Origin of the sequence: Corynebacterium sp. HMSC059E07 (genome assembly GCF_001814395.1) — a bacterium.
Lineage (GTDB): Bacteria > Actinomycetota > Actinomycetes > Mycobacteriales > Mycobacteriaceae > Corynebacterium > Corynebacterium hesseae.
In genome coordinates, this window is record NZ_KV816295.1 from 1 (window position 1) to 26,005 (window position 26,005).

Annotated in this window: 16 protein-coding genes; 9 read left to right on the forward strand and 7 right to left on the reverse strand. The window is 63.1% G+C overall.

Annotation, left to right across the window (positions count from 1 at the left end):
- Window positions 1–11: 11 nt before the first annotated feature.
- Complete coding sequence (locus HMPREF2967_RS05475) at window positions 12–395, reverse strand: DeoR family transcriptional regulator (protein WP_232770670.1); 384 nt, start codon at window positions 393–395, stop codon at window positions 12–14.
- A 113-nt stretch (window positions 396–508) separates the two neighbouring features.
- On the opposite strand from HMPREF2967_RS05475, the gene HMPREF2967_RS05480 reads away from it, so the two are divergent.
- Both HMPREF2967_RS05480 and HMPREF2967_RS05485 read left to right on the forward strand, forming a co-directional pair.
- Complete coding sequence (locus HMPREF2967_RS05480; protein WP_232755607.1) at window positions 509–856, forward strand: hypothetical protein; 348 nt, start codon at window positions 509–511, stop codon at window positions 854–856.
- A gap of 59 nt (window positions 857–915) precedes the next feature.
- Complete coding sequence (locus tag HMPREF2967_RS05485; protein WP_070522377.1) at window positions 916–1,539, forward strand: hypothetical protein; 624 nt, start codon at window positions 916–918, stop codon at window positions 1,537–1,539.
- Between the two features lie 82 nt (window positions 1,540–1,621).
- Here the strand turns inward: HMPREF2967_RS05485 and HMPREF2967_RS05490 are convergent, their stop codons facing one another.
- Entirely contained in the window at window positions 1,622–3,532 is a 1,911-nt protein-coding gene (locus HMPREF2967_RS05490) for a solute carrier family 23 protein (protein WP_070685369.1), read from the reverse strand.
- A gap of 373 nt (window positions 3,533–3,905) precedes the next feature.
- Between HMPREF2967_RS05490 and pflB the strand changes: the two genes are divergently transcribed.
- The 5 genes from pflB (at window position 3,906) to HMPREF2967_RS05515 (ending at window position 9,719) form a co-directional block, all read left to right on the forward strand.
- Entirely contained in the window at window positions 3,906–5,999 is a 2,094-nt protein-coding gene (gene pflB / locus HMPREF2967_RS05495; RefSeq protein ID WP_070522371.1) for a formate C-acetyltransferase, read from the forward strand.
- Between the two features lie 35 nt (window positions 6,000–6,034).
- Complete coding sequence (gene grcA2, locus HMPREF2967_RS13490) at window positions 6,035–6,286, forward strand: autonomous glycyl radical cofactor GrcA2 (protein WP_070525314.1); 252 nt, start codon at window positions 6,035–6,037, stop codon at window positions 6,284–6,286.
- Window positions 6,287–7,156, forward strand: a complete 870-nt coding sequence (gene pflA, locus HMPREF2967_RS05505; protein WP_070685371.1) for a pyruvate formate-lyase-activating protein — start codon at window positions 6,287–6,289, stop codon at window positions 7,154–7,156.
- Between the two features lie 4 nt (window positions 7,157–7,160).
- Window positions 7,161–8,411, forward strand: a complete 1,251-nt coding sequence (locus tag HMPREF2967_RS05510) for an alpha/beta fold hydrolase (protein ID WP_070685373.1) — start codon at window positions 7,161–7,163, stop codon at window positions 8,409–8,411.
- A 105-nt stretch (window positions 8,412–8,516) separates the two neighbouring features.
- Window positions 8,517–9,719: an SPFH domain-containing protein gene (locus tag HMPREF2967_RS05515; RefSeq protein WP_070530027.1), complete on the forward strand. Its 1,203-nt coding sequence runs from the start codon at window positions 8,517–8,519 to the stop codon at window positions 9,717–9,719.
- Between the two features lie 98 nt (window positions 9,720–9,817).
- On the opposite strand, the gene HMPREF2967_RS05520 is transcribed toward HMPREF2967_RS05515, so the two are convergent.
- The 5 genes from HMPREF2967_RS05520 to HMPREF2967_RS05540 all read right to left on the reverse strand — a co-directional run bounded on the left by HMPREF2967_RS05520 (window position 9,818) and on the right by HMPREF2967_RS05540 (window position 16,760).
- A complete protein-coding gene (locus HMPREF2967_RS05520; RefSeq protein ID WP_070685375.1) occupies window positions 9,818–11,515 on the reverse strand; it encodes an ABC transporter family substrate-binding protein in 1,698 nt (565 codons plus the stop codon).
- Between the two features lie 60 nt (window positions 11,516–11,575).
- Window positions 11,576–13,546: an ABC transporter ATP-binding protein gene (locus tag HMPREF2967_RS05525; protein WP_070685377.1), complete on the reverse strand. Its 1,971-nt coding sequence runs from the start codon at window positions 13,544–13,546 to the stop codon at window positions 11,576–11,578.
- Window positions 13,543–14,628 (reverse strand): ABC transporter permease, encoded by a 1,086-nt coding sequence (locus HMPREF2967_RS05530; RefSeq protein WP_070522354.1) that lies wholly within the window; start codon window positions 14,626–14,628, stop codon window positions 13,543–13,545. The genes HMPREF2967_RS05525 and HMPREF2967_RS05530 overlap by 4 nt, the downstream gene beginning before the upstream one ends.
- A complete protein-coding gene (locus HMPREF2967_RS05535; protein ID WP_070685379.1) occupies window positions 14,629–15,612 on the reverse strand; it encodes an ABC transporter permease in 984 nt (327 codons plus the stop codon).
- Window positions 15,613–15,980: 368 nt separating this feature from the next.
- Window positions 15,981–16,760, reverse strand: coding sequence for an HNH endonuclease family protein (locus HMPREF2967_RS05540; protein WP_070685382.1), 780 nt, complete (start codon window positions 16,758–16,760; stop codon window positions 15,981–15,983).
- A 37-nt stretch (window positions 16,761–16,797) separates the two neighbouring features.
- Here HMPREF2967_RS05540 and HMPREF2967_RS13085 point away from each other — a divergent pair, with 37 nt between their 5' ends.
- Together HMPREF2967_RS13085 and HMPREF2967_RS05545 are read left to right on the forward strand one after the other, a co-directional pair.
- Complete coding sequence (locus HMPREF2967_RS13085; RefSeq protein WP_158014672.1) at window positions 16,798–16,968, forward strand: hypothetical protein; 171 nt, start codon at window positions 16,798–16,800, stop codon at window positions 16,966–16,968.
- Window positions 16,969–16,973: 5 nt separating this feature from the next.
- A complete protein-coding gene (locus HMPREF2967_RS05545) occupies window positions 16,974–25,922 on the forward strand; it encodes a type I polyketide synthase (protein WP_070685391.1) in 8,949 nt (2,982 codons plus the stop codon).
- The last annotated feature ends 83 nt before the right edge of the window (window positions 25,923–26,005 follow it).

Genomic DNA, 26,005 nt, shown 5'->3' on the forward strand with positions numbered 1-26,005 from the left:
ATATCAGGTGTCTACCAAACAGGGGTCAGGTCCGACATCGCTAGTGCTGTGATGTCCATGCCGGCGAGATTGCGGGCAACGGCAGTTGGTGTTGTCCCTGAGTCAACGAGCACGCAGGAGCCTGGTTCAACGAGGCGGGCAGCCTCCGTAGCAATCGCCCGTTTGCCGGCGGGATCCTCTTTTCGGCGTACCTCCAGGGGATAGCGGGCGCCCCTTCGAACCGCGGGGCGCGCTCCTCCGTGAAATCGTTCGAGGGCCCCTACTTCTTCCAGCGCCGTGAGGTCGCGGCGGATGGTAATAGCGGAAGCTCCGGTGAGTTCTTGTAATTGGCTGACCGTTTTGCTTCCTGAGTCAACGGCCCAAATGATTCTGCGCTGGCGTTCTTCCTTGTCCATGGGCTTGATTGTATCGGCATGAAATGACCATGGTCGGTGAACGCTTCAATCTTTAATCTGTAGCTTGTCAAGGTAAAAAGCCACGTCATGCACGATTAAGGAAGATGATTGAAATGCGCAAGACCATAACCTTTGGGCTTATGATGAGCAAACGGCTCGCTGATGACATCGCCGCTTATGCGCCGCAAGGAGTCTCTGTCCGGTGGATCGGTAGCGAAGCGGAAGCGCGTGCGTGCGACGGCGTGATTGTCGACGCCACAGAATTCGCTGGTATTCTTCCCGGCCAGGTTGTGCTGGTGCTTGGCGACGTCAACGGGGTCGCCGAAGAGCGCCTTCGGAAGTCGGGCTCGGTGGTCATGGATCGTCACCTGCGCACGCATATCGACACCCTGTTAATGGCTTTTGCTGCTTTCGCTGAGCAGCAGGCTCTCGTCTCGGTGACTGCAGGTGACGTGTACTAAATCTGCGGAGACTAATCTGGAGCGTAGCTATCTCTACTACGCACGAAGGGCTAAGCCTCATGTCTCCTCGCAAACTCAGCACCACGCTCATCGCGTTGGTGGTGCTTCTTTCACTCGCCTGTGCCGGCTTAGGTGTGTATGCCGTGCGTCAACCACATGAGGTGTACACCGCGCCGGTAGAGTCAACCAATTCGCAGGTAATCAACGCAGTCGAGCGCGAGGAGCAAGTCGTCTTGCTTAGCCTCGGTATCCAAGGACTCACGGAGAAGTCCTCCGCCGGGCAGGTATTTGGCGTGAGGGTTCCGTGGACCGACCGCACCCAGTTTGTGCAGTATTCCTACAAAGCCAAGCTTGGTATTGAGGGTAAGGACGTGAGTGTCACCGAAACCGGCGAGCATTCCTACACGGTCCACATTCCGGACTTCATCTTCATCGGGCACATGGACGAGGAGTTTAAGACCGCCGTGGAGAACAACGGAGTTCTCAGCTGGACCACGCAGCCACTCGACGCCGCATCCACAGTGTCGGACGTCCTCAGCGCCGATAAGAAGCGCAAGGACATCAACGACAACCGCGAGCTCTTAGAAGACCAAGCCCGAAGCTTTTATGAAGGGATCATTCGCGGAGTGGACTCCGAAGCCCAGGTCACCATGGAGTTCCACAAACCTTCGCCCGCCAAGTGACCTTGAAGGCGGAATGAACCTTCTTTTACGTCGAGTGGCCTTGTACGTGGAATGAACCTTTTCTACGTCGAGTGACTTCTGGTCACTCGACCTCCGTGAACTTGCGGTCCCAATAAGCCCGAACTGGGTTGGCGTCCGCGAGGAGGATGTCGAAGCGGTCGTTGGCAATCTCGATGATTTCGCTCAAGACCACGCGCTGTTCCAGCTCATCCGAGTTGGACAAGCGGCGCACGCCCGCATCGATGACGCGGTCGGCCGAGTCGTTAGTGTCTAGGTATGCCACAAAGGGCATGTCGAAGCGCTCGCGGTAGGCTGTTGAAACGTCGATAAGCTGCTGCGTCTGTACATCATCGAGGTCATCCAAGGCCAGGGAACCGCGGTCGGCGGAGATGGTGGCGGCCGAGTCAGCGTCGACAAGCAGCAGCTCATCCATCGCCGGGTAGTCGTGGATCAGTGCGCGGTGCTTCTCACTCGGGGCGGTGAGCACCGCAACCTGGATTGCTTCCCGCAGCTGGCTGACGTCTTGGAAGGGGCGCAGCTCCCAGGCGGCCTCAAGCGGCCAGGTCTCGTTGTTAAAGAGCGGGCGCAGGGCGCTGACGAAGCTGTCGCGCTCCATCTCGTTGAGCTCCTTAAGCGAGACGCCGGCGCCGTCGAGGCGGCTGACATCATCACCCGACTGCGCACCGACGTGGAAGAACAGCAAATTGAGAAGAATCGCCGTAATCGCGCCGATGGACATTCCGGAGGAGACAAAGATCTGCGCCCACTCCGGGAAGGCGGTGGCGACGTCCGGCTTGAAGGTGACCAGCATGGCCAAGCCCAGCGCGGTGGTAACGATGGCGGCGTTGCGGCCGTCGGTGATGTCTTCTTTCGCAATGGTCTGCAGGCCGGCCCAGGCAACGTTGGCGAAGAGCGCTAACGAGGCACCGCCGAGTACCGGGGAGGGGATAGCCGCCACCACGGCGGCGGCCTTGGGCAGTAGTCCCAGGATGATCATGAAACCGGCTGCCGATGCTGCCACCCAGCGCGATTTCACACCGGTCAGGCGAACCAAGCCGACGTTTTGCGCGAAGCAGGTATACGGGAAGGAGTTCATCACGCCGCCCAGGGTGGTGGAGAGGCCATCGGCGCGGATGGCGCGCACAACGTCATCGCGCTTGATGCGCTTCTTTACAATCTCACCGGTGGCGAAAACATCGCCGGTGGTTTCCACCATGGTGATGATCATGACGATGATGAGGGAGAGAATCGCCATGATGTCGAACTTCGGCATACCGAAGTAGAAGGGGGTAGTCATGCCGATGGCGTCGGCCTCACGCACGCCGTCGAAGGATGTATCACCCAACACGAGTGCCAAAGCGGTGCCGATGATCAAACCAAGCAGCACCGACAGCGTCCCCAGGAAGCCACGGAAGAAGCGCTGAACCACGATGATGATGGCCAGCGTGCCGAAGCCATACAGCAGATCGCGCGCGGCCGGGACCCCGTCGGCGTAATTGACAAAGTCATTTGCAGATACCGCCAGCAACGATGTACCCATGACCAAGAGCACGGTGCCGGTGACAATCGGCGGGAAGTATTTGAGCACTCGTCCAAAGACCGGCGCGGCGAAAAACGTAAAGATACCGGCGGCAATAATTGCGCCATAAATCGTAGGCAGCGGCTGGTCACCCGCGCTGAGTCCGATAGCAATGATGGGGCTGACCGCCGTGGTGGTCACGCCCTGGATGATGGGCAGGCGAACGCCGATGTGCTTGCCGACGCCCACCGCTTGGATCAACGTCGCCAGACCACAGGTCAACAAGTCGGCGTTGATGAGGTGGATCGTTGTGGCCTCATCCAACCCCAGCGAGCCCGCGATAAGCAGCGGGACGATGACCGCGCCAGCATAAAATGCGAGGACGTGCTGGAGTCCGAGCGCTGCCAACTTCGGGGCTGGTGGGATGGCGTCGACCGGGTGTGTGGGCTGAGGGGCGGTTGCGATGTCGGACACGCGGGGAGGCTCCTTGCTAAAAAGCGAGACGAGGATACTGCGCATAACAATAGAGCGCGGCAAGGACACGCACCAAGAGCCCGCCCCAAAAGGTGTGAGAAAGGCCACGTCAGGGGGTGCTTTACCCCCGCATCCAACCGTACGGCCGTTACCTATGGCGGAGCTGACCTGTGCAGTGCCTAAACTGGCTCGAAGGGTGGTGTGTGGCACGCATTTAGCGATATGAGCTTATGTGGCTGTGCCCCTAGGATGGGCTACAGAGAGGGGTTCGGTGACGGACGGGTTGACCGAATTGCCCGTGAATTGAAGTCACCTAAAGCCCTTCTACGACTAAGCATTACGCGTCGTGTGAACTACGAAGGGAGTCAATATAGTGACCACCGCAACTGAACAGTCCGTGCAGTTCGAGGCATGGAAGGGCTTCGAGCCCGGCCCGTGGACTGAGAACATTGACGTTCGTGATTTTATCCAGCGCAACTACACCCCTTATGACGGGGATTCCTCCTTCCTTGCTGGACCCACCGAGAAGACCAAGAATGTGTGGAATCACCTGGAGGAGAACTACCTGTCCATCGAGCGCCAGAAGCGCATCTTCGACGTGGATACCCACACCCCGAGCGATATCGATGCTTTCCCGGCCGGATACATCTGTGAGGACGACAACGTCATCGTGGGCCTGCAGACGGATTCTCCGCTGAAGCGCGCCATGATGCCCAACGGCGGCTGGCGCATGGTCAAGCAGGCTATCTTCGAGGCCGGCAAGGAAGTTGACCCAGACGTAGAAAAGATCTTCACTCGCTACCGCAAGACCCACAATGACGCGGTCTTCGATATCTACACCCCGCGCATCCGCGCAGCGCGTTCCTCTCACATCATCACCGGCCTGCCGGATGCCTATGGCCGTGGCCGCATCATTGGTGACTACCGCCGCGTGGCCCTCTACGGCGTGGATTACCTCATCGCTGAGAAGGAGGCATCCAAGCACGCAGTCGGTGATATCGGATTCTCCGAGCACTGGGCGCGCTACCGCGAGGAGCACGCCGAGCAGATCAAGGCGCTGAAGAAGCTCAAGGTCATGGCTGAGTCCTATGGCTTCGATATCTCGAAGCCCGCGAAGACCGCCCACGAGGCAGTGCAGTGGACCTACTTTGGCTACCTGGCCTCCATTAAGTCCCAGGACGGCGCCGCCATGTCCATCGGCCGCCTCTCCGCATTCTTCGACTGCTACTTCGAGCGCGACCTTGCCGCTGGCATCATCACCGAGGAAGACGCCCAAGAAATCATCGACCAGCTGGTGCTCAAGCTGCGCATCGTCCGCTTCCTGCGCACCGAGGACTATGACCAGATCTTCTCCGGTGACCCGTACTGGGCAACCTGGTCCGATGCTGGCTTTGGCGACGATGGCCGCCACATGGTGACCAAGACTTCCTTCCGTCTGCTGCAGACGCTGATCAACCTGGGCCCGTCCCCGGAGCCGAACATCACCATCTTCTGGGATCCGCAGCTGCCGGCGGGCTACAAGGAATTCTGCGCCCACATCTCGATTGAGACCTCCTCGATCCAGTACGAGTCCGATAAGCAGATTCGTGAGCAGTGGGGCGACGACGCCGCAATTGCGTGCTGCGTGTCCCCGATGGCCGTCGGCAAGCAAATGCAGTTCTTCGGCGCCCGCGTCAACGCTGCGAAGGCCCTGCTCTACGCCATCAACGGCGGCCGCGACGAGGTCAGTGGCAAGCAGGTCGTCGACGGTTACGAGCCCATCAAGGGCGATGGACCGCTCGACTTCGACGAGGTCTGGCAGAAGTACGAGGAGATGCTGGACTGGGTTGTGGGCACCTACGTTGAGGCCCTCAACATCATCCACTACTGCCACGACAAGTACGCCTACGAGGCCATCGAGATGGCGCTGCATGACTCCGATATCGTGCGCTCCATGGGCTGCGGTATCGCCGGCCTGTCCATCGTGGCTGACTCGCTTTCCGCCATCAAGTACGCCAAGGTCTACCCGGTGCGTGATGAGACTGGTCTGATCGTGGACTACAAGACGGAAGGTGACTTCCCGTTCTACGGCAACGATGATGACCGCGCCGATGACATCGCCGCCACCATCGTTCACACCGTGATGGAGAAGATTAAGGCCATCCCGATGTACCGCAACGCCATCCCCACCCAGTCGGTGCTGACCATTACCTCCAACGTTGTCTACGGCAAGGCCACCGGTGCCTTCCCGTCAGGCCACGAGGCGGGCACCCCGTTCGCGCCGGGCGCCAACCCGGAGAACGGCGCGGATAGCCACGGCATGGTTGCCTCCATGCTGTCGGTAGGCAAGCTGGACTACAAGGATGCACTCGACGGCATCTCGCTGACCAACACCATCACCCCGTCCGGATTGGGCCGCACCCCGGAGGAGCGCATCACCAACCTGGTGGGCGTCCTCGACGCCGGCTTCATCATGGATTCCGAATAGACCACATCCACACCACTTCCTAAGGAGAACACAACATGGCAACCAAAACTTTCGACGAGCGTCTCGCTTCCATGAAGGCCAGCCGCACCGCCAACAACATGAACTCGGGCCTCTACCACGCCAACATCAACGTCCTGGACAAGTCCACCCTGGAGGACGCCGTTGAGCACCCGGAGAAGTACCCGAACCTCACGGTCCGTGTTTCCGGCTACGCGGTGAACTTCGTGAAGCTCACCCGCGAGCAGCAGCTCGACGTCATCTCCCGTACCTTCCACCAGGGCTCCTAAATGGCAGATGGCATTACCGGCGTCGTGCACCTCAACCCTGAAGAAGGGGAGAAGGTGCGCGGCGCCGCCGCCGGTTTAGGAACGGATAACGACCTCGAGGGCTACACCCGCCCGGAGTTGATGCAGGCCCGCCGCTCTGGCGATGTTGCGCTCGTGCACTCCTGGGAGCTGGTGACGGCCGTGGATGGGCCTGGAACACGCATGACCATGTTCATGTCGGGTTGCCCGTTGCGCTGCCAGTATTGCCACAACCCCGACACTATGGAAATGAAGGTCGGAACGTTGGAGCGCATCGAGGATGTGGTCAAGCGCATTAAACGCTATAAGCCCATCTTCAACGCCTCCGGGGGCGGCCTGACCATCTCGGGCGGTGAGCCGCTTTTCCAGATCGCCTTCGCACGGCGTGTGCTCAAGGAAGTCCACGATGCAGGCATCCACACCACGATCGACACCTCGGGTTACCTCGGCGCGCGCCTGCGCGATGAGGACCTGGACAACATCGACCTGGTGCTCTTGGACGTCAAGTCCGGTGACGAGGAGACCTATAAGAAGGTCACCCGCCGCGAGCTGCAGCCGACGATCGACTTTGGGGATCGCCTCAACGCCATAGGCAAGCCAGTCTGGATCCGCTTCGTGGTGGTGCCGGGGCTTACCGACGGCCCCGAGAACGTCGCCAACGTGGCCAAAATTGTCTCCCGCTGGAAGAGCAACGTCGAGCGCGTCGAGGTGCTGCCCTTCCACAACATGGGCGCGGACAAGTGGCACGAGCTGGGCTACCCGTACACCTTGGAGGATACGAAGCCGCCGAAGCCAGAGGACGTGGAGAAGATCCGCGAGGTGTTCCGCAAGGAAGGTTTCGTGGTCTACTAGAAGCATGAAACGCTTCGGCCACACCATCAATGAACACACCATCACCGTCCCCTGGGACTATGACAATCCAGCCGCGGGGGAGTTCGAGCTCTACGCCCGGGAGATCATCCCGCCGGGCGGTGAGAATTACCCGGCGCTGCTCTATAACCAGGGCGGGCCGGGTTTCCCGGCGCCGCGGCCGACGGGTGCCACTGGGCTCATCGGGAAAGGCCTGGAGCGCTACCGCTGGATCCTCATGGACCAGCGCGGCACTGGGCGCAGCCACCGTATCGATGAGCTCAGCCCAGCTGAGGATCGCACGGCGCAGCGCTTGGCACAGCTGCGGCAGGAGAATATCGTGCGCGATGCCGAGCGGCTGCGCGAGCACCTCGGCGAGGACTCCTGGGATCTCTACGGCCAATCCTTTGGCGGCTTCATCATTACCGCCTATATTTCGATGTTCCCCGATTCCATCGGCCGTGTCTTTCTCACCGGCGGCCTGCCCACCCTGACTAAGGGTGCGGATGATCTCTACCGCACGACTTTTGCCAAGCTCAAGGTGCGTCACGAACGTTTCTATGCCCAGTTCCCGTGGGCTCAAGCGCGCATTGAGGAGCTCATCCACCACCTGGACAACTCGGAAGAGCTGCTGCCGACAGGGGAGCGCCTGTCCTCCCGCCGCTTCCGCACTATCGGCATCGAACTGGGCCGCGGTACCGGATTCGATTCTCTGGGCTACCTGCTGGAGGAGCCTTTCCGCACCGTGAACGGCGAGAAGCGCTTGCGTTCGGACTTCCTCAACAACGTCGGTAGCCGCGTGAGCTTCCAGGCTGGGCCTCTCTACGCGGCCATCCATGAGTCCATTTACGGTGGCGTGGGCGGCCAGGCTGTGACCGGCTGGGCGGCGCACCGCGTGCGCGAGGAATTCCCCGAGTTCGCCGAGGAAGGCACCTATCTGACCGGCGAGCACATTTTCCCTTGGCAGTTCGACGAGGACCCGGCGCTGCGCCTCTTCAAGCAGGCCGCCGAGGAGCTCGCCGTCCACGAGTGGGCAAGTTCGCCGTACGATGCTGCCGCGCTTGCCGACGCCCCCGTTATCGCCTCCGCCGCCATCTACCTTGACGATATCTTCGTGCCCTTCGAAGATTCCCTGGCCACGGGGGAGACCTACCGCGATTTGCGCCCGGTGGTGACCAACCGCTTCCAGCACAACGGTATTAGCGAAGACGGCGCGGGGATTTTGGGCGAGCTCTTCCGGGCGGCTGACGAGCGTTAACGGGCGTCGAGTGCGTTCGGGGAGCAATCTCCCCCAAGATGTGGTGGTGGTCACCGTGTGGCAAACTGGTTAGGAAAATCCAACCGAAGCAGAAAGGATAAGCCTATGGGCGGACTCATCGTCATCGGCGTGATTCTTCTAATTATTATTGCCACCGCCTTCGACGGTTTCTACATCGTCCGGACGAAGGAGGCCGCCATCATTGAGCGGATGGGTAAGTTCGTGAACGTTGCTCACGCGGGCTTGCACTTCAAGGTGCCTTATGTCGACCGCGTGCGCGCCAAGATCAGCCTGCAGATCCGTCAGCTCGACGTCATGGTGGAAACCAAGACCAAGGACAACGTCTTCGTCCAGATCCCCGTTGCTGTGCAGTACGAGGTAGTTCAGGGCAGCGAGCGTCAGGCCTTCTACACTCTGTCTAACCACGAGCAGCAGATCGTGGCTTATGTTCAGGACAATGTCCGCTCTTCGGTTGCCAACATGGACTTGGATGATTCCTTCTCCTCCAAGGACACCATCGCCCGCAACGTGGCGATGTCCCTGCGCGATAACATGGCCGCCTACGGCTGGAACTTTGTCAATACCCTGGTCACCGATATCCGCCCGGATGCCCGCGTGCGCGAGTCCATGAACTCCATTAACGCCGCACAGCGTGAGCGCGAGGCAGCCGTTGCCCAGGCAGAGGCCGAGAAGATCCGCGTGGTCAAGGAGGCCGAAGGCGCGGCCGAGGCCAAGAAGCTGCAGGGCCGCGGTGTGGCTGACCAGCGTAAGGAGATCGTCGAAGGTATTGCTCAGCAGTATGAGCTGCTGCGTGCTGCCGGCGTGCAAGAGAACCCCGAGACCCTCATGCTGGTCTCCCAGTACCTCGACGCCATGGTAGACGTGGCCGACCGCGCCCACACCAATGTGCTCTACATGCCGTCTAATCCGGGCGGCATGCAGGATCTCTTCGGTGGTATGCGCGACGCACTGCTGTCCACCAACGCTATTAATGAAGCGCCGAAGCCGTCGGTTTCCCTGTCCGAGAACAAGCACAGCCGCGAGGATTCCGGTGCTGCACGTCGCCGCCGCGAGGAGCAGGAGCGCCGTGAGCGCGATGAGCGCGCCCGCCGCGAAGCTGAGATGATGGAGCAGGCGCAGCGCGCGCAGCAACAAGCACAGCAGCAGGTGCAGAACGCACCGCAGCAGGGCCAGGGCTTTAGCCAGATTCCGAGCTTCCCTTCCCCGCCGCAGGGCAATAACCAGCCGCAGAGCGCGCGCGACTATTTTGACCAGTTGCGCAACCAGCTCAACAAGGGCAATAACTAAGCACAGCGCTTAAGACTAAGCTCAGCACATAAAAAGAGGGCCTTCCCGCTTGGGGAAGGCCCTCTTTGCTGCCTTGGGTGGTGCTAGGCGGCCGTTACTTACTTGGTGTAGCCGATGTTCTCCACCTCGATGACGGCGAAGGAGTTGGCGCCGAAGTTTGCGATATCGGGGTGGGTCGCAACCATGGTCGGGCCGTTGAAGATAGGAATGATGCCGTACTGGGCAAGGGCTTCCTTCTCCAGCTTATTGGATTCTTTGATCTGCTCGTCTGGGTCAGCGATCTGGGATAGCTCGTCGATCTTCTTGTCCAGTTCTGGTGTGCCCGTGCCGGAGCGGTTGAGCTGGGAGCCGGTGCGATAGGTCTGGCCGAAGTAAGCGACACCGAAGGGATCGCCGGAGGAGAAACCCATAGGCAGAATATCGAAGTCGTACTTGGAGGTGATCTCGGAGAAGTCAGAGACTGGGCGTTCCTCCACCTTCAGGTCCACGCCGATATCTTTCATCATCTTTTGGGTGGCGGTGGCCATGGCCTTGCTGATGGATGAATCTCCCAGCAGCGTGTAGCGCATGGACAGCTTCTTGCCGTCCTTCTCGCGGATACCGTCGCCGCCTTCCTTCCAGCCGGCCTCATCGAGGAGCGACTTGGCCTTCTCTGGATCGAAAGAAATGACTGCGCCGACGTTGTCCTCGTAGCCCTTCTGGGTTTGGTAGAGGTTGAAGGAACCTGGCAGGTCCTCGGTGTAGCCGTTGAGTCCGTTGAAGCGGATGCCGGAGAGCGTGGCGCGGTCGATGCCGGTCATGATGGCTTCGCGCACCTTGATATCAGAGAGGATCTCGTTCTTGGAGTTGAGCGTGTACAGGTTCTTGCCTGGGGTCATGGCGGTGCGAATTTCAACGTCTGGCATGTCCTTTACGGCCGCCAGGCGTTCCTTGTTGGCCACGCCGGTGGCGTCAATTTCGCCGGCCTTGAACGCGTTGATTGAGGCCTGGTCCTCCATCTGGCGGTAGGTCACCTTGTCTAGGAATGGCTTATCACCCCACCACTTCTCGTTCGGAACGAAGGTAGCGCTGCCGTTCTTGAAGTCGACGCTTTCGACCTTGTACGGGCCCGCACCCCACTCCGGGTGGACCTTGCCCAGGTAGGCCTCGTTGAACTTCTCCGCGGAGTCAACCTGTGGCGGGAGCAGGACGTTGAACAGACCCTGCCACCACGGATAGGCCTGTTTAAAGGTGATGACGGCCTGCTTGTCGTTCTCACCCGGCTTGACGGACTCGATGAGCTCGTAGCCGTCGGTGGCGCTAACGTTGACGTCCTTGTTCTCACCGTTGTTGAACTTCCACGTGTTCTCAAAGGATTTCCAGTCAATCGGGGTGCCGTCGTTGTACTGCGCCTTCTCGTGGATGGTGAAGGTGACGACGGTCTTACCGTCCTTTTCTTCGTCTTTGACGTCGGTGATGTAGTCATTGTTGACGTGGAACTCACCCGCGCCATCGAAGAGGCCAATTTGCGGGTTGTAGTACTTCCACAGGCTCAGGGTGTATGAGGTGGCGTCGGCCTGGAAGGTGTTCTGCTGCTGGGAGATCTCGTCGATAGCCAAGCGCAGCTCGCCACCCTCCTTGAGCTCGGAGCGGTCCTTGGGGTTGTAGGAGCCGTCCAGCTTGACGTCGAGCTTCTCGCCGGAGGCGGAATTCCCTGATCCATCGGAGCCGGAGCCGCCATCGGAGGCGCAGCCGGTCAGGATGAGGGCAGAGGCGGTGACCACTGCGAGGGCGGTCCTGCGGAGCTTCATATTCATATGTGTGTCCTTTCGAGAGGAAACATGGAGACAAAGGTGAGTATTTAGTTATAAGTCTTGCTAAGCCGGGGTTTCGGCGGGCTGGTAAATCTCGCGTACCCGGTCACGTTCCACGGCTGGATCCGGCACCGGGATGGCGGAGAGCAGCGCGCGGGTATAGGCGTGTTGCGGGTTGTCGAAGACTTCGTCCGTGGGGCCGTATTCCACGAAGTCGCCCTTGTACATCACGGCGACCTTGTCGGAGAGGTGGCGCACCACGGAGAGGTCGTGGGCGACGAACACCAGGGAGATGCCTAGGCGATTCTTCAGGTCGTGCAGCAGGTTGATGATGCCGGCCTGGATGGACACATCGAGTGCGGAGACGGGCTCGTCGAGCACCACGATGGAGGGGTTGGTGGCCAGAGCACGGGCCAGGCCGATGCGCTGGCGCTGTCCGCCGGAGAAGTGTCCGGGGAAGCGGTCCACCTGGTGGGACTCAAGACCGACGAGCTGCATCAGCTCGGCCACGCGCTGGCCGACGTCCCCCTCATACCCCAGCGATTCCAGCGGCTCGGCGATGATCTCGCGGATGGTCATACGCGGGTTGAGCGAGCTCATCGGGTCCTGGAAGACGATTTGGATATCCTTGCGCAGCTTGCGGCGCGCCGACGCGCTCAAGCCGGAGGTGTTGGTGCCGTTGACCACGATGGTGGAACCCTCTGGCGGGTTGAGGTCCATGATTTCCAGCAGGGTGGTGGTCTTGCCGGAGCCGGACTCGCCCACGATGGCAAAGCACTCGCCCTGGTGCACGTCGAAGCTGACGTTCTTGACCGCGTGTACTGTGCCGACGCGGCGTTTGAGAATTGCTCCCTTGATAAGAGGGAAGTCCTTGACCAGGTTCTTGACTTCCAAGGTAACCGGCCGCTGCTCGTAGGGAGTATCGCCCAGGGTATCTGCGGAAATCTTCGGCAACGGGTACATGCGCTCGCCGCCGATGGTGCCGTCCTTGATCTCGTCGGAGCGCAGGCAGGAGGCGAAGTGTCCGGGGACGTCGTCAAGCGCGCGCAGCTCCGGTTCCAAGGTTCGGCACTCATCCTTCACCACTGGGCAGCGGTCCGCGAAGGGGCATTCGGCGGCGACATCGATAAGCTGCGGCGGGGTACCCACGATGGGGGTCAGTGGTTCGTCGGTGGCCTTGTCCACGCGCGGCGTCGACCCGAGAAGGCCCACGGTATAAGGCATCTTGGGGTTGTTGAAGATGGTGTCGACATCACCGAGCTCCACCGGTCGGCCGGCGTACATGACCAGGACGTCGTCGGCCGTGCCGGCGACCACACCCATGTCGTGGGTAATCATGATGACCGCGGCGCCCGTTTCGCGCTGGGCCACCTTGAGGACCTCCAGGATCTGGGCCTGGATGGTGACGTCGAGCGCAGTGGTGGGCTCGTCGGCGATGATGACGCGCGGGTTGTTGGCCATGGCGATGGCGATGACGACGCGCTGGCGCATACCGCCGGAGAATTCGTGCGGGAAGGACTTCACACGCTTCTCCGCTTCCGGGATGCCGACGAGCTCGAGCAGGCGAATGGCTTCCTTTTCCGCTTCCTTCGTGGAGACATCGCGGTGGGTTTGGATAGCCTCGATGAGCTGGTCACCGATGGAGAACACCGGGGTCAGGGAGGAGAGAGGATCCTGGAAGATCATGGCGATATCCTTGCCGCGGATCTTCGACATCTCCTTGTCGGACTTGCCAATGAGCTCGGTGCCGGCATAGACCACGGAGCCTTCCACCTTGGCGTAGTCGGGCAACAGGCCCATGACGGCCAAAGAGGTCACGGACTTACCGGAGCCGGACTCACCCACAATCGCCAGGGTGCGCCCCGGCATGAGGTCGAAGTCGACGCCACGCACCGCGTGGACGGAACCGGCCTCCGAGGGGAAGGTGACGGTGAGGTTGCGCACGGACAGCACCGGCTCGGTGGATGAAGCAGGATCGGTGCCGCGGCTGGCCGGGTCGGCGTTGGCGGTGTGTGCAGTATTCTGCGGGGTCATGCTCGGCCTCCGGAGTTCGAGTTGGGGTCAATGGCATCGCGCAGGCCGTCGGCGATGAACGCCATGGAGACGGTCAGCAGCGTGAGGATGCCTGCGGGGAAGTAGAAGAGCCAGGGCGAGGCCTCGACGGCGTTGGCGCCGCCGGCCAGGAGGGTGCCCAGGGAGACGTCGGGAAGCTTCACGCCCAAGCCCAGGAAGGACAGTGCGGTCTCCGACATGATGGTGGACACCACGCCCAGGGCCGCCTGGATGATGAGCAGCGAGCCGATATTGGGAACCACGTGGCGGAAGATGGTGCGCAGACGCGAGACTCCCATGTAGTCGGCGGCACGGACGTAGTCGTTCTCGCGCACGCTGAGCGCCATGGCCCAGATGACGCGCGCCGGGTACATCCAGCCGAAGGCGATGAGCACCACGATGAGCAGCTTCCAGTCGCCGCCGGAATCAGAAACCACCAGGGCGATGAGCAGGAAGGTCGGGATAGCCAGTAGGAAGTGAATGACTGCCAGGATGACCTTTTCCACCGCGCCGCCGTACATGGCCGCGGCCGCGCCGATGAAGGCGGACAGCAGGGTAGAGGCCAACGAGACGATGAGTGCGATGATCAGCGAGCGGCCCAAGCCGTGGACGGTCTGCGCAAAGAGATCGTTTCCAGAGTCCGTGGTTCCGAACCAGTGCTCCGGGGAAGGCCCGGTGGAGAGGTTGAAGAAGTCCGGCTCATCGAAGGACCACGGGGTGAGGTAGCTGCCGAAGATGGAGAGCAGCGCGAGTAGCACGAAGATAACGAGGCCGACGGCAGCCGCCTTGTTGCGGAAGAAGCGGCGGACGTACAGCTTGAGCTTGGAGGTGCCGCGGAAATCACTGCTGGAGAATTGCTTGCGCTGCGCGTCATCGACGTCGACGCCGGAGCCGAGAGCGGACTGGGCGCTGGGTTCGGTCTGCGGTGAAAAGTCCGCAGTGGCGGCATGCGGGCGCACGCCGAGGTTATCAGCTGCCGTATCGATAGCGAGGTCGTTGCGGCGGTGGCGCTCGGTGTGGCGCGCTTCGGAGCGTGGCGACGTGGATTTCTTTTCTGGAGACATTTAGCTCACCCTTACTCGCGGATCGAGGGCGACGACGACGAGGTCAGCCAGAATTGCGGAGAAGGCAATCATGACGGCACCGAAGGCGGCGACGGCGGTGGTGCCGTTGACGTCGTTGCGGCTGATGGTTTCGATGAAGTACTGGCCCATGCCCTTCCAGGCGAAGATGGTTTCCGTCATGATGGCGCCGGTAAAGATTCCGGGAACGGAGAAGGCCACGGAGGTTGCCACCGGGATGATGGAGGTACGCAGGGCGTGCTTGCGAATAGCCTGTGCACGGGTCAGGCCCTTGGCGCGGGCGGTGCGCACATAATCGGCGTTCAGGTTATCTAGCAGCAAGGTGCGCTGCATCATGTGGTAGCCGGCGTAGCTGATGATGATGAGCGAGATGGACGGCAAGACGAGGTGCTGCGCCATATCCAGCAGCTTGGGGAAGAAGCCTTCGACGCCGAGGCTGGAGGCACCCGTTACGTAGACCACGCGGTGGCCGGTGACGCGGTTGATCCACAGGCCGCCGGCGACGACCAAGATGGAAGCCACGACGACGTGCGTGTTCATGGTGATGATGGAGACGCCCTGCCAAAAGCGGTCGGCCGCCTTGTACTGGCGGGAGGCGGTGTAGACGCCGAGGGCGACGCCGATGACGACGGAGAGAATCGTGGCCACGAGCAGCAGCTGTGCCGAGACGAGCGCGCGGTGCCCGATTTGTGCGCTGACCGGGTCACCGAGAGGGGAGGTACCCCAGTCCCAGTGGAAGATGATGTTGGACAGCCATCCCCACCAACGCTCAAGGAGCGGGGTCTCCGGGTTGAGGCCGAGTGGCGTGAGAATTCGGCCGATTTCTTCCGGCCCGAGCGGTGGGTTGCGGCCGACATAATTTGATCGGGGATCAAGGAAGGTTGCGGCCAGGAGGTACGCGATATTAGTCGCGAGGAAGATGACTACCAGCCAGCTGGCGGTCTTCTTGATGATGTACTTGAACATCACTATTCCTTCGCAGGGTGTGGTCTCAACGGGTTTGGGAAGTATGGCGGCCGTGAAACCTCACGGCATCCATGTGACCTAGACCTCAGGCTAGGTGCTGTGTCACATATTAAAAGAAATGTGAGACAGGAGGGAAAGATTTATTGTTTTTGTTTCATGGGGGTGCTGCCTGCACGTCCTTAGGTTGCATTTATTACATATTAATAGGCCTATAGAAATTATCGGGCGTGAGGAATGTAGGTGCAGTGCGCACTAAGGTTCCCGCCGTCGAAAACCCTGCATAACCGTTTAGGGGCGAGTGAATATTATGCGCATAATTTCGGGGGTAGCGGGAGGGGTATCAGGGCATCTAAAAGGGGTAAAAATACTCAGCAAGCATTCAGTAGCTGACGAAGCGCATCCTTCTCCGCTGCCGTGACCCAGGCTCCATAGGCCGCCTTCACCTCTACGATGCGGCGCGCATACTCACAGCGAAATCCTTTGTTGGGCGGCAACCACGTGGCGGCATCGCCAGCGCCTTTTTGCTGGTTGAGGGGACCATCGACGGCGAGGAGGTTGCGGGGATCATTAGCAAAGTCGCGGCGCTTTTCTGGTGACCATTGCTGGGCGCCTTTCTGCCAGGCGTCGGCAAGCGGCACAACGTGATCGATCTGTACCGCACGTGATGTCTGCGCCCCGCGCTGGAACTCAATGTCCTGGCCCGAATAAGGATCGTGCAAGGTGCCGGAAAGTGCCACGCAGTCGTGGGTGCCTTCCTTGAGAACGAGGCTCTCCGGATCCAAATCCCTGCGGAGGATATCATTGCGGGTATCGCAGCCGTTGTGGCCGAACTCCACCGTGACGTCATCGGACCACGCCTGGCCAAACTCTTCGCGCTCATAGCCGGTTTTGGGCGCGCGGCCCTTGACCTCTAAGGATTCTAAGGCGGCGAGAGCTTCGGCGATGTCCGGCGTAATGCTTGGCGCGGGGGTGGCCTCTTCGGCTTGTTCTTCTGCTGGGCCTTCCTGCGTGGGTGCCGCTGTCTCAGTGGCCTTGGGCCGCTCGGGCGTAGGTTCGGTTGGGGCGGGGAGGATAAGGCCGATGGCCACTAGTACTGCTACCGCGGCGTTGAGTAGCGCGGCGATGAAGAACGGGGTACGAGTGGCCATGACGCATTGATCCTAGTGGGTAGAATCGGCACACGGTATGAGTATCGATATGTTCTTTGACGAGTACCTCGCTGAACGCGGCCTAACGCGCTCGGCCGAGGTTGTCCCGGACCACGCCTGCCAGGTCTTTTGTGATGCGCCTGAGCCGAAGACCCAGTCTTCCCTCGAAGAGGCGGTTCAACTCGTCGCCCACGCCTTGGGGGAGTAGTGCAGGTGTCTGATTTTCACGTCTCTGCGCCTTTGTCGCCTTTGTCCGCGCGCTTGGGCTCCGAGCCCTTTGCGCTGTCTTTCTCCGGTCAGGGTTATGCCTGGCTGCCGACGTTGCGCGATGCTCTTGCTACCGGTGCGCGGCCACACATCGCGGAGTACCTCGGCGCGGCCGAGGAACTCCTTGCTCCACTGGAGGAGGAGCTTCTGGCTGCTGCTCCGCACGGGTTTGCGCCTTTGGCCTGGGCAGACGAGGAGCCGGCGTGGGCGCACGCGCTTGCCGACGCCTCGCTTTCCACCCCCGGCATCCTCACCGCGCAGTTGGCTGTCCTCGAATCGCTGCGTGCACACGGAATTGAACTCGAGGATGCCGTCACCAACATTGGCCACTCCCAGGGCGTGCTTGCCGCAGCGGTCGTTGAGGGACGCATGAGCCCAGCCGAGGCTCTGGCGCTGGCACGCCTCATCGGCGCGGCTCTGGAGACAACCGCACGCAGTGCTGGGCTGGTCCGCACCCCGCAGGGCGCGCCCATGGCGGCGGTGACCGGCGCGACGAAGCAGCAACTACTCGACGCCGGCGCCCACATCGGGCTCGACAATGGGCGGGGGCGCTTCGTCATCGTCGGAACACCGGCTGAACTTGCCCGAGTGAAGGCCACGCTGCAGGAGAGCTCGGCCCTTAAAGAAGAGCGGGAAGGGAAGCCCGCCGCAGTTACCGTTTCCGACCTTGATGTTTCAGCTGCTTTCCATCATCCCACCATGCAGTTTGCGGTGGAACAGGTAGAAAGCTGGGCGGCCCGGATCGGACTGGAAACCGAATCCGCCGCGCAGCTCGCGCGGGCGGTATTGACCGATTACGTGGATTGGCCCGAGCGCATTGACTCGGCGCTTCAGGCCGGGGCGCGTTGGATTCTGGAAATCGGGCCCGCCCGCGGGGTGGAGCCGCTGACTCGGGATATCGTCGCCGGGCGCGGTGTGGGCACGCTGGCCGTCGCTGCACCGGAAGGGTTGGCCCAGCTCGTGGAGCCGGGCCGCGCACCCGTTCTGCCACGCGCGTGGTCCGAGTGGGCACCGCGAGTGACAGACGGGCGCCTGGTGACTGCCTTTACGCAGGCCACCGGTTACTCACCGGTCATGCTTCCCGGGATGACCCCCACCACGGTTGATCCGGCCATCGTCGCCGCGGCCGCCAACGCTGGGCACTGGGCGGAGCTGGCCGGCGGGGGACAGCACACCGATGACATCCTGCAGGAGAACCTGAGCACCTTGAGCCGGCTCTTAAAGCCAGGGGTGAATGCCCAGTTCAACGCGCTGTATCTCGCGGCTTCCCAGTGGCGCCGCCAGATTGAGGGGCCAAACTCGATTCTGCGAGCGCGCGCCGCAGGAGCACCCATCAACGGCGTGGTGATTTCCGCCGGCATTCCTCCTGTGGAGGAGGCCGTGGAGCTGGTGGAGAAGCTCCACGGGGCAAACATCCCCTGGGTCGCCTTCAAGCCGGGAACTTCGGCGCAGGTGGAGGAGGTGCTCCGTATCGCCGATGCTCTCCCCGAGACCACCGTCATCATGCAGCTGGAAGGTAGCGCGGCCGGTGGCCACCATTCCCTAGAAGGCCTCGATGAGGTCCTTGTTGCTACCTACGCGCGGATCCGTGAGCGCGACAATGTCCTCCTCGCCGTTGGCGGGGGAATCGGCACCCCGGCGCGTGGCGCGGAGTACCTCCTGGGTACGTGGACGCAGCGCTTCGGCCTGCCCGTAGCCCCCGTCGATGCCATCATGGTGGGCACCGCCGCCATGGCGGCGAAGGAGTCCACCGCATCCGAGTCGGTGAAGCAGGCTCTCGTCGCCGCGCACAGCGGGGACGTTGTGTCGGGCCGCTCGGATCTGGGCGCGGACATCCATGAGCTGGATAACTCTTTCGCCCGCGCCGGGCGCCTCCTCGATGAGGTGGCCGGTGACGCCGCGGCCGTGGAGACCCGCCGCGCGGAAATCATTCAAGCCATCGGGCGCACGTGCAAGCCCTACTTCGGGGACCTCGATGAGATGTCCTATTCCGCGTGGCTGCAGCGCTACCTTGAGCTGTCCTACCTGGACGGCTGGGTTGACGAATCCTGGTTTGATCGATTCACGCGCATGGTGGCGCGGGCTGAGGCCCGACTTAACCCGGTCGATCAGGGCGAGATTGAGCTGCGCGTTGAGGTTGAACGCGAGAACCCGGCTGAGGCAATTAATCAGCTGACCGGACTCTACGGTGACGCGGCGCTGCACCCGACCGACGCCGCGTGGTTCATTCAGCTCGTGGATGGTCCCGGCAAACCCGCAAACTTTGTGCCGGTCATCGATGCTGACGTACGCCGCCGCTGGCGCCTTGACACCTTGTGGCAGGCACACGATGAGCACTACGAGGCCGATGAGGTCTGCATCATCCCCGGCACGTCAGCCGTTGAGGGAATCGCGCAGGCCAACGAGCCGGTGGCGCAGATCCTCGGCCGCTTCGAGCAGGCGGTGCTCGGGCTTCTCGACGCCTCCGACGCAGAGTTCGACAAGGGGCTTGCAGGCGAGCTCAACATGAGCGACGAAGAGCTCATCCGCCGCGCCCCGAGCCTGAATTGGGCCGGGCGCGAGCAGCCCAACCCCCTGCGCCTTGGGCTTGATGGCACCGAGCTGGAACCTGCCGGTGACGGCGCCATGTGGTTGACGGTTCCGTTCCACTCTGGAGCTGAGCTGCGCATTCGTATCACTCCGCCGAGCATTCCGGGTGCCTCACCACTCGTTAAGGTCGAGGATGCCAAGGCCGCCATGCGGGAGCTGCTGCGCCAGGCCGTCGGCGGTGACCTTCCGGACGTTAGCTCCGGGACCGCGACGGTCAGCGCTCACCTCAGCACCACCGACATCGCCCACTACAGCGCGGTGACCAGCGGGGAGATGAACGCTACTGTTTCGCCCGATGTCCTCGTCGGCCCCGCCTGGCCAGCCACCTTCGCTGTGCTGTCCGGTGCCCATGCGGCGTCCGGGGAGCCGGTGGTGGAGGGCTTTCTCGACCTGGTCCACCTCGAGCACACGCTGAGCTTCAAACCAGATACCTGGGAGCTGCTTCGCGCCAGCGCCGCGCCGGGCCCTGAGCCTTTGGACCTGCGCTACACCGCCGAGTTGGAGGAGGTACGCGATACACCGTCGGGGCGCGTAGTCGACGTTTCTGTCGGTGTGACTGCAGCCGTGCGTGGAGAAGAACATGAGTTTGCGCAGATGCACGAGCGCTTCCTCATCACTGGGCGCTGCGGTGACGCCGCGCTCGAGACCGTGGGCGCCGCAACTTATGGTGCACAAGAAAGCGGGGCAGAGACAGCAGAGACATCGGTCCGTGAGACACCGCGCTCCTTCCGCCACCGCACTAGCGCTGTGGCACCGGAATCCTTGCGCCCCTTCGCCGTGGTCACGGGGGATAGGAACCCCATCCACCTGTCATCGAACGCAGCGGCATTGGCGGGACATCGTGAAGGCCCCATCGTCCACGGCATGTGGACCTCGGCGCTCGCGCAGGCGGCCGCGGCCTTCGACGGCGCCCGCGTCCTCGACTGGTCCGCTACCTGGCTTGCACCAGTGCTGCCGGGCAGTGAGGTGGAGTTTGTGGTGGAACGGGTGGGCGTCGACAAGCGGCGCGGCTACGGTGAGGTCCGCAGCGTGACCGCCACCAGCCAGGGCGTGCCGGTGCTGCAGGCGCGAGCGACGATGAACAGCCCGATTACCTTCTATGCCTTCCCCGGCCAGGGCATCCAGTCCCCGGGGATGGGGATGAAGGACTATGCGGAATCCGCAGCAGCGCGCGCGGTGTGGGAGTGCGCGGACAAGCACACGCGGCAGAGCTTGAGCTTCTCCATCCTGGAGATTGTCCGCCACAACCCCGACACCGTGGTGGTGGGTGGTGAGACCTTCACGCACCCGGACGGGGTGCTTTATCTGACGCAGTTCACACAGGTGGCCATGGCCACCCTGGGCTGCGCACAGATCGCGGCACTCAAGGAAGCTGGGGTCCTCGAAGACAGTGCCTTCTTCGCTGGCCACTCGGTGGGCGAGTATAACGCCCTGGCCGCCTATGCCGAAGTCCTGTCGCTGGAGGCGGTCCTAGACATCGTCTATGTCCGCGGGCTGACCATGCACCGACTGGTCGAGCGCGATTCCGCTGGCCAGTCCCTCTATGGTTTGGCGGCGCTGCGCCCGCACAAGATGAAGATGAGCGCGGGCGAGGCCTTCGCCCATGTCGTCCGTGTGGCCGCGGAGACGGGTGAGTTCCTCGAAGTGGTCAACCACAATATCGCCGGGCGCCAATACGCGGTCGCCGGAACGAAGGCGGGCCTGGATGCGCTGGCGAACGACGCCGAGCGCCGCGCCCCCGGGCAACGTGCCGTCATCCCCATCCCGGGGATTGACGTGCCCTTCCACTCCTCCCGCTTAGTGGGCGGTGTGGTTGATTTCCGCGCGCACCTCGACGCACTCATCCCTGAAGAAATCAACCTCGACGCGCTGGTGGGGCGCTATATCCCTAACCTCGTGGCGCGGCCCTTTGCGCTGAGCCGCGAGTTCGTGGAGTCCATCGCCGCGGTGGTGGATTCGCAGCCCATCGAGGAGATCCTCGCGGATTTCGATGGCGCTATGGCATGCCCGGCGCGCCTGGGCCGCACCCTGCTCATCGAGCTATTGGCCTGGCAGTTTGCTTCCCCGGTGCGCTGGATTGAGACCCAGGACCTGCTCCTTGGTCAGCTCGGCGTGGAGCGTTTCATCGAGGTTGGCGTTGGCACCGCGCCCACGCTGACCAACATGCTGGGCCAAACCCTGCGGCTGCCCCAGTACGCGGGCAGCGCAGGCATCGAGGTGCTCAACTACGAGCGCGACCGTGAGCGGGTCTTTGCCGAAGACGCCGAGACGGCACCCGAGTCAGCAGCGAAGGATTCTGCGGACGCCGTCGAAGCACAGGCAGATGAGCCTGAGTCGAGGCAGCCAATTGAGAGCGCACACCGGGAAGACTCCGTGCACGCCCCGCGCGAGGAGGCCCCAGCCGCCGTCGAGGATCGCCCGCTCAGCGTGCACCAGGCTCTTGAGATGCTCATCGCGCTGTGGACCAAGGTCCGGCCTGATCAGATGGCCGCGACCGATTCCATAGAAACCCTCGTGGAAGGCGTGTCCTCCCGCCGCAACCAGTTGCTCGTTGACCTCGGCGTGGAGTTCGGTATCAGCGCCATCGAGAATGCCGCGGACGCACCCATCCCGCAGCTGGCGGAGAGCGTGGCGCAGCGCGCGCCGGGCTATGCAACGTTTGGGGAGGTCCTCGCGGAGCACGTCGCGCAGGCGCTCACCCGGCTGACCGGGCCCGCGGGCAAGAAGCCGAGCTACGTGGCCGAGCGCGTGAGCACTACCTGGGGATTGGGCCCGGGCTGGGCCGATCGCGCTATTGCACAGCTGGTCCTGGGCACGCGCGAGGGCTCGTCACTGCGCGGCGGGGAGCTGGCCAGCTTGCCCATGACCGGTGCGGCATCGGTTGCTGAGCTCGATGCGCTGATCGACGCCTCCGTGCGCGCCGCCGGCGAGCGCGAAGGAGTCTCGCTGCAGAAGGCCGTTGCTCTAACGCCACACGAGACCGTGGACCCGGAGGCGGTGCGCACTTATACCGAGCGCCTTGAAGCGGCGCTGGAGGACTCCGCCCGCGCCGCACTCGCCGCCTTGGGGCGCGAGGAGACCGCGACTGAGCAGGGGGACAGCGCTTCGCACACGGAGCTGGAGCAGCTCGTTGCAGCGGAGCTCGGCCCGGACTGGCAGCGACAAGTCGCCTCCGCTTTCGATGCGCGCAAGGCAGTGCTTCTCGACGACCACTGGGCCACCGCCCGCGAGGACATCGCCCGCGCGGCCGCCGCCGGGGAAGCCGAGCCCGAGCTGGACGTGCTGGGCACCGGCGAGGAGGTTGCGCTCCTGGCCGAGCACTTCGGCTATGAGGACCTAGCCCGCGATGCCCGCACCCCGGCCGACGGATTGCTCTTCGCCGGCCAGGTGGCCGTGGTGACGGGAGGCTCGCCGGGTTCGATTGCCGCCGAGCTCATCGGCGAGCTGCTCGCGGAAGGAGCGACCGTGATCGCCACGACCTCCCAGCTAAGCCACGAGCGCCTCGAGTTCTATAAGGAGCTCTACCGCAGCCGGGCCGTCGGCGCGGCAGCACTATGGGTCGTTCCAGCGAACCTCAATTCCTTCGCGGACGTGGACGCGCTTGCGGAATGGATTGCGGCGGAGCGCACCGCCACCGTGGGTGGTGAGTCCGTGCGACTGAAGCCGGCTTACGTGCCGGATCTTCTCTTCCCCTTCGCCGCGCCGCGTGTGGCCGGCACTCTTGTGGATGCCGGGGCAGGGGCGGAGTCCCAGATGCGTCTGCTGCTGTGGTCGGTGGAGAAGCTCATCGCGTCGCTGTCCGCCGTGGGCGCGGATACACATGTTGGCCACCGGTTGCACGTGGTGCTTCCGGGCTCGCCGAACCGCGGGCGCTTTGGCGGCGATGGCGCCTACGGCGAGGCCAAGGCGGCCCTCGACGCCCTGGTTAACCGCTGGTCTTCCGAGCAATCCAGTTGGGGTGCGCGCACCTCGTTGGTGCACGCCCAGATCGGGTGGGTGCGCGGCACCGGCCTGATGGGCGGCAACGATCCGCTGGTTACACAGGTGGAGGCCCGCGGCGTGCGAACCTTCTCGGCGAAGGAAATGGCGGTGCAGCTTATCGACGCCACCGCCTCCCCTCGCATCCGCGCCGAAGCAGCACAGGCGCCGCTGAGCGTGGACCTCACCGGCGGGCTGGCCGAGGCTGAGCTGGACCTTGCTGCACTTGCCAGCGCGGCGCAGTCCGAGAACAGCGACGCATCGCGCGTAGCCGGTAGTTTGTGCGAAGGGAAGGCGCCGCGAACGGTAAAAGCCCTGCCGAACGTGCTCAGGCCTGCCGAGTGCACCAGCCCAGACTTCAATGGCGTGACGCAGTCCCTCGAGGACATGGTGGTCATCGTCGGGGCCGGCGAGCTCGGCCCGCTGGGTTCATCGCGTACTCGCTTTGAGGCGGAGGTCGGCGGGGACCTGTCTGCTGCTGGAGTGCTGGAGCTGGCCTGGAGCCGCGGGCTCATCAGCTGGGATGAGCGCACAGCCGGATGGCTGACGGCCGAAGGAGAGGAGGTAGCCGAGGAAGACGTCTACGCGCGCTTCCACGACGAGGTGCTCGCCGGGATTGGTGTGCGTCGCTTCCACGATGACTTCGGCCCGCACCTGCCCATGGTGGATAACCTCGCGCCCGAGCTGACCACCATCTACTTGGAGAAGCCGCTGAGCTTCACCGTGCAGGACGAAGAGACAGCACGCAGCTTCGTCGACAGCTGCGAAGGCGCTACGCTGCGCCGCGTCACTGATGCGACCGGTGAGGATGAATGGCAGGTCGCCCGACCCGCGGGCTCCGCGGTGCGGGTTCCGCGGCGCGTGGCCATGACCCGCTTTGTGGGTGGCCAGATTCCGGAGGGCTTCGACCCGCAGGTCTACGGCATCCCCGCGGACATGGTGGATAACCTCGACCGCCTCGCCCTGTGGAACCTGGTGTGCACCGTGGATGCCTTCCTCTCCGCAGGTTTTAGCCCAGCCGAGCTCTTGGCCCACGTGCACCCGGCGCGCGTGAGCTCCACCCAGGGAACCGGCATGGCAGGCCAGGAGGCGCTGCGCTCGCTGTACGTCGATAAGCTCTTGGCCCAGCCGCGGCCCAATGACATCCTCCAGGAAGCGCTGCCCAACGTCATTGCTGCGCACGTGATGCAGTCCTATGTCGGCGGCTATGGCCAGATGGTGCACCCGGTGGCCGCCTGTGCCACGGCGGCGGTGTCGGTGGAGGAGGGCGTCGACAAGCTGCGCCTGCACAAGGCGGACTTCGTCGTGGCCGGCGGGATCGACGCCCTGTCCATTGAGGGAATCACCGGGTTCGGTGACATGGCGGCCACGGCCGATAGCGCGGAGATGGCGGCGAAGGGGATTGAGCATCGCTTTTTCTCCCGAGCTAACGACCGCCGTCGCGGCGGCTTCGTGGAATCCGAAGGCGGCGGAACCATCCTGCTCGCCCGTGGATCCTTCGCGGCCGAGATGGGGTTGCCGGTGCTTGGCGTGGTGGGCTTTGCCGAGTCCTTCGCCGACGGCGCACACACCTCCATCCCCGCGCCGGGCATGGGCGCGCTCTCGGCGGCGCGGGGTGGGCAGGACTCCCGCCTGGCCCGCTCGCTGAAGGCCCTCGGCGTGGGCGCGGACGATATCGCGGTGGTGTCGAAGCACGATACGTCCACCAACGCCAACGACCCCAACGAATCTGACCTGCACGAGCGCATCGCCGCCGCGCTTGGCCGCAGCCCCGGCAACCCGCTGTATGTGGTTTCGCAGAAGAGCCTGACCGGGCACGCCAAGGGCGGTGCCGCCGCCTTCCAACTCGTCGGCCTGACTCAGGTGCTGCGCAGTGGAGTCCTCCCGCCGAACCGTTCGCTCGACTGCGTCGACCCCGTGCTGCGCCGCCACCCACACCTGGTGTGGCTGCGCCAACCGTTGGACCTGCGCCGCACCCCGCTGAAGGCCGGCTTGGTGACCTCCCTGGGCTTCGGACATGTCTCCGCCCTCATCGCGCTTGTACACCCCGGTGCGTTTCATGCCGCGCTGGTGCGCGAGCGGGGTGAGGCCGAGGCCGAAGCATGGCGCTCAGCCGCCGCCGAGCGCGAGTGGCGCGGCTTGCGACGCCTGGAAAAAGCCATGCGCGGCGGGCCCGCCCTGTACGAGCGGCCGGTGAACCGCAACCTGGGGGCGGGCACAGCCGCCGAGGTAGCTGAACGCGAGGCCGCGGTGCTGCTAAGCGAGTCCGCGCGCTTGCGCGGAGGCACCCTGGACCCAGAGGGAGGAAGCACGGCTCAACGGGGGTAGTAAACCGTGGAGTATCCCCAGCTTGTACCCTCTGGAACGATAAAGAAGCAGGTCAGACGGGTTGGAGAAGTCCCTCCACCTGG